This is a genomic window from Roseofilum reptotaenium CS-1145 (genome assembly GCF_028330985.1).
GTDB lineage: Bacteria > Cyanobacteriota > Cyanobacteriia > Cyanobacteriales > Desertifilaceae > Roseofilum > Roseofilum reptotaenium.
This window is the reverse complement of record NZ_JAQMUE010000038.1, coordinates 1-12,960: the sequence shown is the minus strand read 5'-3', so window position 1 is coordinate 12,960 and position 12,960 is coordinate 1. Positions and strand designations below refer to the sequence as shown.

Sequence of the window (12,960 nt, the reverse complement as noted above, 5' to 3'; positions counted from 1 at the left end):
TCCATGGAGAGCGACGAAGGGCCAAAGACCACCGAGCTGACACCAGCGAGCGAAGTTGCCTTGAGCTTCAGGCCCCCAGAGGAACAGGAGGGAGTGTCCCATGCTGTCTGCGGGACTCGATACGGCTACGGTGAGGAAGTTACCGCCTTCGAGGTAGGAGGAAGCGAGTCCATGGGTGTACCAGGAGGTTACAAAGGTGGTTCCTGTGAGCCAACCGCCGATGGCGAGGTAGGCACAGGGGAACAGCAGGAGTCCTGACCATCCGATGAAGACGAAGCGATCGCGCTTTAGCCAGTCGTCGAGGGCATCAAACCACCCTCTTTCGCTGGGCGCGCGTCCAACTGCGATTGTCATAAAGTGATGTTCTCCAAAATTTTCATAATCATTGCGATCGCGTCCTAGCTGACGTTTGAGCAAACTGCTCTAAGCAGAAAATGACTCTTTTGGCCCGTCTAGTTTACGATTCTTTACCTAATTATAAGGGAAACGATTGATTTTTCAATCTTGACCTCAACATCACCAGCGGTAAAGATGGGAAAATCTGGAGAATCTGAGATACTTAGAGTTAGACTAAGTCAAATTCTTGCTTCACAAAACCGCCTTATGTATGTGATTGATGTTGTTTTAAGGAATAATCCCATTCCTCTGTCTGTCGAGCGCAAATCAGAAGAAGACGCTCAAGGACTCTATACCCAGATTCTAGAAGCCATGCGCTCTTCCGAATCTGAAGTGATTGAACTGAAGTGCGATCGCCAAACCGAAAAAATAGTCGCCCTTCTCAGCAGCGAAATCACCGCTGTCCAAAAAGCAGAGAAAACCGGAACCACAGCCGCTTCGGGTAGACCGCCTGGATTCTTCGCCGTCACTCAATAATGACTGGAGCTATCCCTAATCCTCCTGGAATTGACGTTCAGAATCTTTCCTTTGATTGGCCCTCCGGCCAATCCGTCCTCAAAGCCTGTTCCTTAGAAGTTCCTCAAGGAGAATTTTGGATGCTTCTGGGAACCAATGGGAGTGGTAAATCGACCCTTCTGCGAACTCTAGCGGGACTCCTTGATCCTCAGTCTGGTCAGATCAATCTGGAATCTCCAGTCGGATTTGTGTTTCAAAATCCAGATCATCAACTGGTGATGCCTACCGTAGGAGCCGACATTGCCTTTGGTTTAGTAGAAGAAAAATTACCGATCCAGGAAGTCCAAGAACGGGTTGACGAAGCCTTGGAAGCCGTCAACCTGGTTCATCTCAAACGACGGCCTATCTACGCTCTCAGTGGCGGCCAAAAACAAAGGATCGCCATTGCTGGAGCGATCGCCCGTCACTGTAAAGTTCTGCTCCTAGATGAACCCAGTGCCCTCCTAGACCGAGAAGCCCAACTCGAATTGGTGATTCAAGTCAAAAACCTGGTCATTCAACGGGGCCTAACTGCCCTGTGGGTTACCCATCGACTTGACGAACTCGACCATTGTCATGGCGCTTTTTTGCTCGACCAAGGCCAAGTGGTTGACCAAGGAAACCCTCAGCGACTCAGAAATCGCTTGATGGCCACCCATCTGAACTCTTAAACGAGGGTGAAATTTTCCGATCTACCCATTACAATTTTCGGTAACTGAACCCCGTAAAAATTCCCATCGATTAACCTTACAGCATTAAGTCAGGCAACACTTTATGAAAACCAGACTCTCAGCTATCCACCCGTTAACCCTAATTAGCTTAGGGCTTCTCTCTCCCTTATTTATGCAACCGACTCAGGCTCTAGAAGGAGAAGTTCCCCTAAGCTCTGAATCGATTCCCCTTCTGAGTGAACTGCCCTTAATTCAAGACCCACCCAAAGTACCTGCTCTGGGAGAAGCAGCAAAATATCTGCCTGGTCAAACTCCAGTGCATCTGGTTCTGAGACTCGGAGAACGACGAGTTTATGTTTATAAAGGAGATGAAGAGCTGGCTAGCTATCCCGTAGCTGTGGGTAAAGAGGGATGGGAAACCCCCACTGGTGACTTTGAAGTGTTTAACAAGGAAGTCGATCCGGTCTTTTTAAGCCTATGGACAGGAAACAAAATCGGCCCTGGTCCCGATAATCCCCTTGGCCCCCGATGGGTTGGCTTTTGGACAGATGGAAAAACTCAAGTTGGTTTTCATGGAACGAATAATCCCGATTCCATTGGTCACAATGTTTCCCATGGCTGTGTGCGTATGTTTAACAAGGATGTGATTGCCCTTTATGAAAAAGTGGAACTGGGAACCCGAGTCATTGTTGAACCGTAACTCTAAAATTAGAGTATCTTGTAGGGGCGAAAAATTTTTCGCCCCTAGATCATGTAATTTTGATTTGAAATGACTCTTGCGATTGACCTACCGATAAAACAGAGGCCACTCAACTTTGATGAGTTTCTAGCCTGCTATGGCAGTGATAAACGCTATGAACTGATTGATGGAGAGTATGATATTCAGCTTCTTAGAGGCGATCTCCCCATCACTTCTCTGACTTTTCCCGATCTGAACTTGACAGCGGCAGAAATTTTAAGCGCAGGACAATAACCCTCTTTCTAGAAGGCATACAAAAAGCGAGGCAGAAAACACCTCGCTTTTGTTCTTTAGGTTGAAAAATCTTCCAATTAATCCATACCAGTAGCCGGTTACCAGGTTTGAGGTAATAACGGAGCGGGGGGAGGTGGTGGAGGCGGCGGGGGCTGGAGGGGAGGAAGACTCGGTGGGGGAGCCGGGGGCGGCAGGGCAGGAATAGTAAAGGCTCTAGCGGGTGGTGGGGCTTCCCGATAAAGAGAAACTCGGTTACAGAAAACGGGAGTAACCACCACATCAGCTCCTAAAATGTTACCGATGAATCCTCGTTCTCTGCGGTCAAGATATACGGTACGTACTTCACCGTCGGCTAATTCTAGGGTGACCATATCGCCAACGATACTCCGAACAATGCCGCGAATGGTTTGTTCTGCGCCTTCAGGACTTTGGGCAAGTTTTTGAGCGGCTTCACAAACCGGACGACCGTCTGCTTGGGCTTCTTCTGCCCAAGAGGCTTGTCCTGGCATTAGGAGAATGAATGACGCACCAATGAAGGCTGCTATTTTGTTCATCCGTTTCACTCCTTCACGGTTACTAATTGGAAAAACTCTCAGAAAAGATTCCTAAAGGAACTGACTGAGGGTTTCATCCGTCTGGATTGACAGTGATTCTGGCTTCAGTTCTTGCATTTAATATTAAATCTACCAAACCCTTACTCCATAAAGGATTGAGGGGTTATAGACCCTTATTTAAGCAGGACTATTCCAGCATCATGCCACTATACTATCTTAATATGCTCAAATCCGGAACTGAAAATTGACGATCCAGACCCATGTCTCGACCCAGAACTACCGCTATTTTATTTGTTGATGGTTATAACATTATTGGTGCTTGGAGCGATTTGCAAGCAACCCGCGATCGCCAAGGACTAGACGTTGCCCGCGAACAACTGATTGAAGTATTGACTAACTACGGTTCGTTCCGAGGCTATGATACCCGGATTGTGTTTGATGCTCATCTCAAACACACTCCCAGTCATCAGGAAAAGATTACCAATCAAGTTTGTGTCCATTACACCAATTTTGGCCAAACAGCGGATTCTTATATTGAGATCGCTTGTGCTAAGTTTAGTCGCTCGATTGAAAAATATCAAAAGCGCCTGATTGTGGCCACTTCCGATCGCGCTCAACAAATGACGGTGGTAGGATATGGAGCGGAATGGATGTCAGCGAGTCGGTTAGCCCATGATGTCAGTAACAGTCAAAAGGGTCTGCGCGACCAACGGAAAACAGAGAAAAAAGTCTCTCGTTCTTCTGTGTTCCGTGGGCTGGATGCCTCAGCACAAAAGCGTTTAGCGGCTTGGCGTATGGGCTTACCGTCTTAGACTGTAATCGTGCAACCTATCGTAATTGCGATCGCCTCCAAAAAAAGTTGGATTAACCCCTTGACAAACCCCTAGTCTTAGCGCTACATTAAGAAACTGTGATCCTCAGTAGCTCAGTGGTAGAGCGGTCGGCTGTTAACCGATTGGTCGCTGGTTCGAATCCGGCCTGGGGAGTTTAAGCAAATCAACCCTTTTTTAACCCATGAATGCAACGGGCACTCAGGAAGTCTCTCCTTGGAAGCAGTGGTGGACACTCGATCCCAACCGCACTTACCTGAACCATGGAGCATTTGGCGCTTGTCCGCGCCCTGTATTAGAGCGACAAACCCAGTTAAGGGAACACCTAGAACAAAATCCCACCGGGTTTATCATGCATGAGCTAGAAGCACTTCTAGACCAAGCGCGGAACCGATTAGCCCAATTTTTAGGAGCCAACCCTTCAAACTTAGCCTTAATTCCCAATGCGACGACTGGAGTAAACACCGTATTACGTTCACTTCCCTTTGCTGCTGGGGATGAACTGCTGACAACCAATCATGAATATAACGCCTGTCGGAATGCTCTAGAGTTTGTGGCTCATCGGACTGGGGCTAAAATCGTGGTGGCTTCCATTCCCTTTCCTCCAGAAAATGAGCAAGATATTGCCGATCGCATCTTAGCAGCCGTTACCCCTAAAACTCGGTTAGTCCTAATCGACCATATTGCCAGTATGACCGGCTTAATTTTCCCGATTCAAACCCTGGGCAAAACTCTGAAAACCCAGGGCATAGAATTGCTTGTGGATGGCGCTCATGCTCCCGGTCAAATTCCCCTTAACCTCGAAGAATTAGAGGCAACCTATTACAGTGGCAACTGTCATAAATGGCTCTTTACCCCCAAAGGTGCGGGATTTTTGTATGTTAAACCTGAGCAACAAGATGGGATTCGTCCCCTGAGTATTAGTCACGGAGCCAATTCGACCCGTAGCGATCGCTCTCGATTTCATTTAGAATTTGATTGGACAGGAACCCAAGACTTTACCCCCTATCTCTGCATCCCCACAGCGATCGATTTTATAGCAACCCAATTTCCAGGGGGATGGAGTGCGCTCATGCAACAGAATCATCAAAGGATTATGAGCGCTAAAAGCTTGCTGTGTGAAACTCTCAACATTACTTTTAATCTCCCAGAATCTGGTCTCGGTTCGATGGTTTCGCTTCCCTTACCTGATGGTGCAGCATTTCCCCTCTATAACCATCTCTCCCAAAAATGGCATATCGAAGTCGCCATCAAGGCCTTTCCGGAAATTCCCCATCGGTTGCTGAGAGTGTGCGCCCAAGTCTATAATACCGAGGCTGATTACCAGAACTTGGCGATCGCCCTCCTATCCACTCTCCATCATCCTCAATTCACCCAACTGGGTGATGCTAATGGGTGATGCATTTCTTTTCCTCCCTCCAGTAACCTAGGCTCAAGCCTCTCACTGGAATTGATGAGTACCTCTCATGAAAAGAAAGAAACCCCAACTCATCTCCCTTCTGCCGACAGCCACCCTGAGCTTAATGGTCGTAGTGACTCTATCAACCGTGTTACGGATAGGGATCGCAACTTTGTCCTCCCAGAGTGCATTTCAACCCACCAGTGAGACCACTTATGAAAAAACCTCCTTATCAACCCATCAATCCCTTCGTTAAACCAACTTTAGGGTGAGATCGATCCCTGTACCCTACATTAACCTTGGAGGTCATGCTCATGGGGATTCCTCAAGTTTTACGCTGGACAATTATTTATTTACTACAAACTGCTGTTACTCTGACTATTGGAGCTTTATTTGTGCAATGGATCACTCGCCTTCCCTAGACGGTGGGGGCTTGGGAATGGGAAAATACTCCAGATGCGGGGACGTGGAGATAGCCCATTACCCATTACCTATTATCTATTAACGATTGCTCATGGTATCCCGAATTCTTGTTGCCCTCGATCGCAGCCCAACCAGTCATACCATTTTTGAACACACTTTAGTCTTGACTCAGGCCTATTCAGCTCGGTTAATGTTGCTACATGTATTATCCAGTCAATCCTCTGATAGTCCTTCCGATCCTCGGATCATGAGTTTAGGGATTGAAGGGCAGTTGAGTATGGATTGGGTGAAATCCTATCACGATCAATGGGCCAAATTTGAACAAGAGAGCTTAGAGTTACTCAAAACCTTTGAAGATCGAGCCATTCAAGCCGGCCTTGAAACGGAATTAACCCAAACCTATGGTAATCCAGGGCGCGTTATCTGCGATCTTGCTCAGTCTTGGAATGCAGATTTAGTGGTGATGGGACGGCGGGGACGCTCGAATCTAACGGAATGGTTTTTAGGTAGTGTGAGTAATTATGTGATTCATCATGTTCCCTGTTCGGTGTATTTGGTACATCCGTGAGTAGGAAATAGGAAAAACCGGGTTTTGCTCTTTCCTCAGATAAATTGTATGAAAATGATAGATAGGATTTTAATGAGGCAATATTTAAAATGAAAACAACAGTTCGGGGATTATTAATCAGTATTTTGACTCTGTTTCTGTGGTGGATGAATCCGCAACTGGCAGAAGCTACGGGGGTTTATCAAATGCCTGTGGTGGAGGCAGGAGAGGCGACTTGGATAGTCGATCAAGCGGATGTGATTAGTCGCTTAAATGAAGGAAAACTCAGTAAACAGTTCAGTGAACTATCTGAAGAAACCGGGAATGAGGTGCGCTTGGTAACGATTCGTCGTTTAGATTATGGGGAAACGATTGATAGCTTTACCCATGATTTGTTTGAAAAGTGGTTTCCTACTGTAGAGGAACAACGTAATCAAGTGTTATTGGTGTTGGATGTAGTGACCAATAATTCGGCCATTCAGACAGGAGAGGGAACGCAAGATCTGTTGTCTGATGAGATGGCTGAGAGTGTGTCGAGCGAAACGGTGCAAGTGCCGTTGCGCAGTGGCGATCGCTACAATCGAGCCTTTTTAGGCGCAGGCGATCGCTTAACCGCTATTCTATCTGGTAATCCCGATCCCGGCCCTCCCGTAGTTGAAGACACGATTCAAGCAGAAAGTACGTTTGCTTCGGCAGAAGAAACCAAGAACTCTAACGCTATGGTTTGGGTAGTTGTGTTGCTGATTCTGGCAACTGTGATTCCCATGGTGACCTATTTCTGGTTGTATTCATAGGGTGTATAGCAGAGAAGGAGTGAGTTAGGACAGTTAGAGGTTATTGTTTCAGGCAATAGGCAATAGACAATATGCCTAATTCTCCTTTTCTATGCTGTAGCTGTAGGAGAGAAAAATTGTTCTCCCCCACATCCTGCCTCTATTTAGGCTTAATTTCACTACAGACTTCATAAAAGGTGGTTACCGGAGGTTGAACAAACAACGGTAGCATCTTGTGTAAAATCTTTTCGTTTGCCTCACTCTTATTGGCTTCCATATCTTCAATATGATCCCAGAAGATTACCGCAATTCCTCGGTCGCTTCCCGGTTCTTGTAGCAAGTAGGCTCCCTCAAATCCCTCGCTATAGGTAGCGATCGCCTCTTCATACAATTCTCGTGCCTCAGCAAACTTACCTGGCTTAAATTCCCCCGTTGCCACATAAGCATATTTATAGTTGGGTTTGAGATAATCTAAAAATTCACTCATGGTTGTACTCACACCGTGACGCGATCGGTTGCCGTTATATAGTTTGCCATAGCTTGGTGAGGATGGGGAATCGGCAAAAGGCAATTTCCCCCCATTCTCCCATCAAGCATTAATTGCTAATCCCCCAATATCCCCCTGGCACACCCACGCACCCCAATAATACGGATGGGACAGGGGGCACTCCTTATCCGCGTAATCTTTCCCTAACTCCTGTAAAATAGCCTGCCCTAACTCCGACTGATGCAGCTCTCCCGCCGTCACCCTGCGGACATCAGACTGAGCGGTGGCAAGGGCTGCGGCACGTCCTTCACCTTGGTCGAGGTAGTGGAAAAACCATTCCATTAGATACGCCGTAGCCAGGGCAGGAACCGACCAGAGGCTCATAATCAGCGTTTTTGACCCAGCCACCACAAATGCCCGGCGTAAGCCAAATACGCCCTCCCCAGACGACACCTCACCGAGTCCGGTTTGGCAGGCAATCAGGGCGCTGAGTTCATTGCCCCACAGGTCTAAGGAGGCGATATCCTGGGCAAACAGAATCCCCTTCATCCCCTCTGGGAGCGGCTTACCCTGGTTCCAGACATTGGCTCCGGCGAGGGCAACCCCCGCCCGGTACATGGCATCATCCGCATCTTCCGCATCCAGGCGGCTGGGGGGATGGGCGTTGAGGTAGGCTTGGATTTGCGGGGTAAGATTGAGGAGGCATTGGCTAATTTCGGGATTCTCTGCGTCGTTATATTGTGCGGCTTGCTCAATGAATTCCAATAGGTGCGGGTTCATTAAGTGGGGATTTTGCTCAAAGAGTTTCGTGTGTTGTTCTACATCAGTCGCAAGTAAGGCGAGAACGAACTCGCGATAAGGCTTTTGTCCCATGCGGGCGAAGCCGTGGGTGGCAATGGCGAGGATGCGGGGACAGGCGCTATCGGTGAGATGGGTGGAAACGGCTTCTTTATCCAGGTAGGGTTGCATCTTCAGCAGTTCAGCAACTTGGCGACCAAAGATATCGGTTCCTGCGGCACGCTCAAACCCGGAGAGCGTCGCCAGGGTTTCCACTCCCAACTTGCCCTCAACAGAAGGTGTTCCCTGAGCCGAGAGCGTTCCCTGAGCGGAGTCGAAGGGAACCCCATCCCAATCATAATCAGGGTCAGCTAGAATCGTTGCCGGACAGGTATTCGGCTTACGCTTCGGTGACTGACGCAGCAGGTCGCGTCCTGAACTCAGGTAACTCATACTATACATATCACCCAGATAACCGTTATGGGGAGCGGAACGGGATGGAGCAAAGCCATCTCCACTAACCCACCTCTCCCGTAGGCGTTGCCCTGAGCTTGCCGAAGGGAGAGAATTTGCGGATGAGGGCATTGGCAAAATCTGAAACGGCAACAAATTCAACGCACTATCCGGAGCCAGGAACCAGTGAGAAGCCCCACCCAACACCTCAATCAACGGTCGGCAGAGAACCTGATAGAGTTTTTCCTGCTTCTTCGCTTGCTGCTGGGCAAATCCAGGCCTATAACGCCCCAGTTTATCCCCTGGGCCGATAAAATAGTGGCGAAACTGGGTAATCAACCTGTCTAAGGCTTGAGCTTCTCCTAAATCAATTAACCGCACTTGCTCCGGTTGGTGCGCCATCACCGTAAACGCCAGATAGCGCTCCTCTTGCCACTTTTTGCCTTCAAAATCACGGTGACGGAAGCGGACAAACTCCACCAACGCCCAACCTTTCGGCAGTTCCTTTGCAATCTCTTGCCAGTTGATGGTTTGTTGGTTCAGTTGCAGTTCCGGTACTTTCTTGGCCAGTTGTTTTTCTAGAGTTTCTGCTTTCGTTTGTAGGTCTTTGACGAACTGGCAATACTGCTCTCGCTGTTGTCGGTCAACCTCTCGGTCAATCTGAGGTGCGGGTGGGGTATACATGGCTTCCCCCAGTTTCTCCAGATAGGCTTGTCTCTTACGAAACAGAGCGATAACTGCTTTTCCATAGCGGCCGCTATAGATAGCTGCACTCTGGGCCGCCAGAGCTTCGGTGGTCAAGGACTTGCGCCGCAACACAGCATCGAGAGCGGCTCCCACTGCTTCTGGGTCATCGGCTAGATACTGGGACACTAGGCTGAGGAATACATCATAGGTTTGGCGGTTTGATTGCAGATATTCCCGGCGCTCTCTGTCAGAATGGGTGCTGAAGATATAGCGCAGTCGCTTTTGTTCGCACTCCAGAGAAGCTTGGAATTGCTGCAAGGCTTCTGTGTATCTGCCTTGATCCTTGTACAACCAAGCGAAATTGCAATGGTGTTGAGCCAGGTCGGGATGACCATCGGGTAGAGCAATACTGTCTATTTCTATAGCTTCTTGGAACAAGGGTTCGGCTTCTGAGTATCTGCCTTGATACTGGTAGGATACTGCCACATTGTGCAGGTGGGTAGCTAGGTTGGGATGGTTCTGGGGTAAAGCCCTGCGGAATATATCTGTAGCTTTTTGTAATAAGAGTTCGGCTTCTGAGTATCTACCTTGAAGTAGGTACAATCCTGCCATTCTGTTGAAGTCTCTAGCCAAGTTAAGATCGTTATTGGGTAGTGTACGGTCTATTTCTATAGCTTCTTTGAACAAAGATTCGACTTCTGAATATTTGCCTTGAAATTGGTACAACAGAGCCAAGATATTCAGGCAGAGAGCTAAGTCGGTATGGTTATCGGGTAGGGAACGACCTACTTCTACACCTTCTTTGCACAAAAGTTCGCCTTTTGAGTATTCGCCTTGAACGCGGCAGAGTTCTGCAAAGTTGCCCAGCAATTTAGCCAGTTCGGGATGGTTTGTCATGCGGCCTATGCGTATAGCCTCTTCATATAGGAGTTCGGCTTCTGAGTATTTTCCCTGAACCTGGTACAAATTTGCCAGGCCGTTAGCGCTCGTAGCTACATTTTTATGCTCATTACCCCAAATCTCCCGCGCCAGTTTCAGCACCCTTTCTGCCTTGGAAATAGCTTCTTCGTATTTGCCCCGATCAAAGAGTAGCAAGTGTTGCTCGCTGAGGTTTTTCCACTCTAAAGGTTGGAAAATTTCTGTATGTTGCTCCTGGTAGTGCAGTGGCACGATTTTCTCGTTCAGAGCTTTCAACATCAAGGACGTGACAAGTTCGTTGTGCCACTGTTTGATAGATGTCATAAATTTTTTGATTGGGTGTTTATTCATAGTTCAATTAAAAGAAAACTTGTTTACAGTTGCTCAATCGCCACTAAACCACCTTCTGTAAACTATAGTTGTTTTAATTAAGGATGGGGCATGGTTGTAGGGGCGAACGGCCGTTCGCCCCTACAGATATCCTTGTTGTAGATAGAGCTTGGTGTGTCAATCTTAATTAAAATGACTATAAATCATCAGCTCTTGCTCCTTTAGCAATGGAGTTCTCAATAAAGGTCTCGGTTTCTTAGCTCCCAGCTAATACACCTCATACTCGGTATACAGTAAGCGTCTATTCTTCCCCTGGCTCACATAATCCAATACCTCCTGCAAATCCATCGGCTCCAACTGATACTCCGATGGTTCCAACTGGTTCTCCGATACATCCTCTGTGTTTTGTAACCATCCAAACCTAGGAGCCTCTAGAGTCAGCAGCGCTAACCACTGCTCCTTCCCCACAACATCAGATATACCAAATACATGGAAGTCTTCATTATGTGAACATGGTTGGGGAAATATATGCTTCCCAGTTTCAAGTTTACTATTCGGTATGTATTCTGACGGACATAAACACCAAACTTCCTGATTAGCTTCCCTAAGCAATAGGGTTAAATGAGCCGGTTGTCTTACCCTTATCTCCAATATCAACTGACTCTCTCCCTTCACCCGCTTCACATAAGGTTCAGAAGGTCTATAACGCCCCAAATCAGCGACTTTAGGTTCATGTGTGCCAGTTTCAAGAAACCCCATATCCTGTGCCCGTTCCAATTTCTGCGTTAGCATCTCCCATAACCAGGGTTCATACTTCTGCTCCAACCATTTGTGCACATCCAGCCAAAGCTTTTTACCATTCTCCTGAGCATTAAATCCCGCTTCCTTCAGAGCCTTACTAATCTCTTTACCCCAAACATTTTTCCGCGCATTGTCTCCATTAATCGAACCCGGCAGCTCCTCCGTTAACTCACACCACTGCTTATTTAAGTTATCTTTACATAACCGTGTTTTAAACACATCAAGTGTAATGCCTGATAACCCCAGTTGCCTAGCTCTACTCTCCAAAAATAGCCTTTCATAGCGCTCTGGAATATCAACTGGTTGCATAACTTTAACTCCTAAATGTTCCATTTTGCTCTCTAAAACATCAGTCAACTTATATTTACCATAGCAAAAAAAATCTTGATCGATCCGCTTTACCGTAATTAGGAGACATTTTGAGACATGCGTAGACATCCGGAGTCAATCAGAGTCAAAAGGTCAGCAATAAACCACTTTAGACATCAAGAGATATACCCTTTAATTCTAGAGAAAAAGTGAGTCATGAACCCCTTGATTTTCCCAGCAAAAACTCGCTATAAAAAAAATATAGGAAGCCAGTTCAAAGAACCCGCTTCGTCAACAAAAAACCTTAAGCCAAAACCTCGACTTAAGGCCACACACTAATTTTCAACACCATGATTTTATCACTCGAAACCAATGGCATCAACGCCATCGGCCAAAACCTGCATCAAAACGGTTGGGTCTTGCTTCCTAATGTCCCCCAAGACATCTGGCAAACCCTGGCAAAACAGATAGCTCAATGCCAAACCATGACCCAAGAAAACGGTCAAACCATCTACACTGTTAAAGCCAATCTCGGTAAACAAAACCTGTCAGATTCCCAAAGCCAAAATCCTCTGCGTCCCCATACCGACGGCAGCGATCTCCTCGTTCCGCCCAACTATTTAGCCCTGTATTGCCTAGAACCCGACCGGTTTGGCGGTGGCTATACCACCCTGGCAGACGGACAAGACTTGCTCGGACATCTCACAGAGATCGACCAACAAAAGATGCTCGCTCGTCACTATCCTTTTGTCTCCAAAAATGGCAACCAAAAACTCCTGCGTCCTATCCTTTCCCTGAATCAGAATAAACCCCTATTTCGCTTTTCTTACAACACCCTGATTTACGGAAACCCATCGCCAGAGATGACCCAAACTTCGCCCTCAGTTAGGGATTCCTGGTTACTGCATCTCTGCGATAAAATTATTACTTGGTTTGACCAAAATCACGAATCTATCCGCATTCCCCAAAACGGTTTATTGATTTTAACCATCGGATGCTCCATTCTCGCACCGCTTACTGGGATGCCGAACGCCATCTACAACGGCTGTGGTTAATCTAAACTCCCCAGTCCCAATTCTATCTAGTTTCTCTCATCAGGCTTAATCCCTAGGATTAAAAGAAGCCGGGTTTATTGTA

The 12,960-nt window shown here is 47.3% G+C and carries 14 protein-coding genes, 1 tRNA gene and 1 pseudogene; 11 read left to right on the top strand and 5 right to left on the bottom strand.

Annotated features, from left to right (window positions below; translation table 11 throughout):
- A pseudogene (locus PN466_RS06310) lies at positions 1–354 on the bottom strand (photosystem II D2 protein (photosystem q(a) protein)); the annotation flags it as partial.
- 249 nt (positions 355–603) lie between these two features.
- Between PN466_RS06310 and PN466_RS06305 the strand changes: the two are divergent.
- The 4 genes from PN466_RS06305 to PN466_RS25870 all read left to right on the top strand — a co-directional run bounded on the left by PN466_RS06305 (position 604) and on the right by PN466_RS25870 (position 2,535).
- Complete coding sequence (locus PN466_RS06305; protein ID WP_271937847.1) at positions 604–873, top strand: hypothetical protein; 270 nt, start codon at positions 604–606, stop codon at positions 871–873.
- Entirely contained in the window at positions 873–1,562 is a 690-nt protein-coding gene (locus tag PN466_RS06300) for an energy-coupling factor ABC transporter ATP-binding protein (RefSeq protein WP_271937846.1), read from the top strand. Before PN466_RS06305 ends, PN466_RS06300 begins: the two co-directional genes overlap by 1 nt.
- Positions 1,563–1,665: 103 nt before the next feature.
- A complete protein-coding gene (locus tag PN466_RS06295; protein WP_271937844.1) occupies positions 1,666–2,262 on the top strand; it encodes a L,D-transpeptidase in 597 nt (198 codons plus the stop codon).
- A gap of 69 nt (positions 2,263–2,331) precedes the next feature.
- Positions 2,332–2,535 (top strand): hypothetical protein, encoded by a 204-nt coding sequence (locus PN466_RS25870; protein ID WP_271937842.1) that lies wholly within the window; start codon positions 2,332–2,334, stop codon positions 2,533–2,535.
- Positions 2,536–2,633: 98 nt separating this feature from the next.
- On the opposite strand, the gene PN466_RS06285 is transcribed toward PN466_RS25870, so the two are convergent.
- Entirely contained in the window at positions 2,634–3,089 is a 456-nt protein-coding gene (locus PN466_RS06285; protein ID WP_271937841.1) for a hypothetical protein, read from the bottom strand.
- Positions 3,090–3,349: 260 nt separating this feature from the next.
- Between PN466_RS06285 and PN466_RS06280 the strand changes: the two genes are divergently transcribed.
- The 6 genes from PN466_RS06280 (at position 3,350) to psb32 (ending at position 7,082) form a co-directional block, all read left to right on the top strand.
- Positions 3,350–3,901, top strand: coding sequence for an NYN domain-containing protein (locus tag PN466_RS06280; protein ID WP_271937839.1), 552 nt, complete (start codon positions 3,350–3,352; stop codon positions 3,899–3,901).
- A 102-nt stretch (positions 3,902–4,003) separates the two neighbouring features.
- Positions 4,004–4,075: transfer RNA gene (locus PN466_RS06275), tRNA-Asn, on the top strand.
- Between the two features lie 28 nt (positions 4,076–4,103).
- Entirely contained in the window at positions 4,104–5,318 is a 1,215-nt protein-coding gene (locus PN466_RS06270) for an aminotransferase class V-fold PLP-dependent enzyme (protein ID WP_271937837.1), read from the top strand.
- A 67-nt stretch (positions 5,319–5,385) separates the two neighbouring features.
- Positions 5,386–5,574, top strand: a complete 189-nt coding sequence (locus PN466_RS06265) for a hypothetical protein (RefSeq protein ID WP_271937836.1) — start codon at positions 5,386–5,388, stop codon at positions 5,572–5,574.
- A gap of 258 nt (positions 5,575–5,832) precedes the next feature.
- Entirely contained in the window at positions 5,833–6,309 is a 477-nt protein-coding gene (locus tag PN466_RS06260) for a universal stress protein (protein ID WP_271937834.1), read from the top strand.
- Between the two features lie 89 nt (positions 6,310–6,398).
- The gene (gene psb32, locus PN466_RS06255; protein ID WP_278003007.1) at positions 6,399–7,082 is read left to right on the top strand and encodes a photosystem II repair protein Psb32; all 684 of its coding nucleotides are present in this window, start codon (positions 6,399–6,401) and stop codon (positions 7,080–7,082) included.
- Positions 7,083–7,221: 139 nt separating this feature from the next.
- On the opposite strand, the gene PN466_RS06250 is transcribed toward psb32, so the two are convergent.
- From PN466_RS06250 to PN466_RS06240, 3 genes are all read right to left on the bottom strand, one after another.
- Positions 7,222–7,548: an antibiotic biosynthesis monooxygenase gene (locus tag PN466_RS06250; RefSeq protein ID WP_271937849.1), complete on the bottom strand. Its 327-nt coding sequence runs from the start codon at positions 7,546–7,548 to the stop codon at positions 7,222–7,224.
- A gap of 102 nt (positions 7,549–7,650) precedes the next feature.
- The gene (locus tag PN466_RS06245) at positions 7,651–10,707 is read right to left on the bottom strand and encodes a CHAT domain-containing tetratricopeptide repeat protein (RefSeq protein ID WP_271937832.1); all 3,057 of its coding nucleotides are present in this window, start codon (positions 10,705–10,707) and stop codon (positions 7,651–7,653) included.
- Positions 10,708–10,980: 273 nt separating this feature from the next.
- Positions 10,981–11,871: a DUF4384 domain-containing protein gene (locus tag PN466_RS06240; protein ID WP_271937830.1), complete on the bottom strand. Its 891-nt coding sequence runs from the start codon at positions 11,869–11,871 to the stop codon at positions 10,981–10,983.
- 302 nt (positions 11,872–12,173) lie between these two features.
- Here PN466_RS06240 and PN466_RS06235 point away from each other — a divergent pair, with 302 nt between their 5' ends.
- Entirely contained in the window at positions 12,174–12,878 is a 705-nt protein-coding gene (locus PN466_RS06235) for a TauD/TfdA family dioxygenase (protein ID WP_271937828.1), read from the top strand.
- Positions 12,879–12,960: the final 82 nt, after the last annotated feature.

Coding starts and splice junctions, on each gene's coding strand:
- PN466_RS06235 (WP_271937828.1), top strand. CDS start 12,174: ATGATTTTATCACTCGAAACCAATGGCATCAACGCCATCGGCCAAAAC.
- PN466_RS06270 (WP_271937837.1), top strand. CDS start 4,104: ATGAATGCAACGGGCACTCAGGAAGTCTCTCCTTGGAAGCAGTGGTGG.
- PN466_RS06305 (WP_271937847.1), top strand. CDS start 604: ATGTATGTGATTGATGTTGTTTTAAGGAATAATCCCATTCCTCTGTCT.
- PN466_RS06285 (WP_271937841.1), bottom strand. CDS start 3,089: ATGAACAAAATAGCAGCCTTCATTGGTGCGTCATTCATTCTCCTAATG.
- PN466_RS06265 (WP_271937836.1), top strand. CDS start 5,386: ATGAAAAGAAAGAAACCCCAACTCATCTCCCTTCTGCCGACAGCCACC.
- PN466_RS06295 (WP_271937844.1), top strand. CDS start 1,666: ATGAAAACCAGACTCTCAGCTATCCACCCGTTAACCCTAATTAGCTTA.
- psb32 (WP_278003007.1), top strand. CDS start 6,399: ATGAAAACAACAGTTCGGGGATTATTAATCAGTATTTTGACTCTGTTT.
- PN466_RS06300 (WP_271937846.1), top strand. CDS start 873: ATGACTGGAGCTATCCCTAATCCTCCTGGAATTGACGTTCAGAATCTT.
- PN466_RS06250 (WP_271937849.1), bottom strand. CDS start 7,548: ATGAGTGAATTTTTAGATTATCTCAAACCCAACTATAAATATGCTTAT.
- PN466_RS25870 (WP_271937842.1), top strand. CDS start 2,332: ATGACTCTTGCGATTGACCTACCGATAAAACAGAGGCCACTCAACTTT.
- PN466_RS06280 (WP_271937839.1), top strand. CDS start 3,350: ATGTCTCGACCCAGAACTACCGCTATTTTATTTGTTGATGGTTATAAC.
- PN466_RS06245 (WP_271937832.1), bottom strand. CDS start 10,707: ATGACATCTATCAAACAGTGGCACAACGAACTTGTCACGTCCTTGATG.
- PN466_RS06260 (WP_271937834.1), top strand. CDS start 5,833: ATGGTATCCCGAATTCTTGTTGCCCTCGATCGCAGCCCAACCAGTCAT.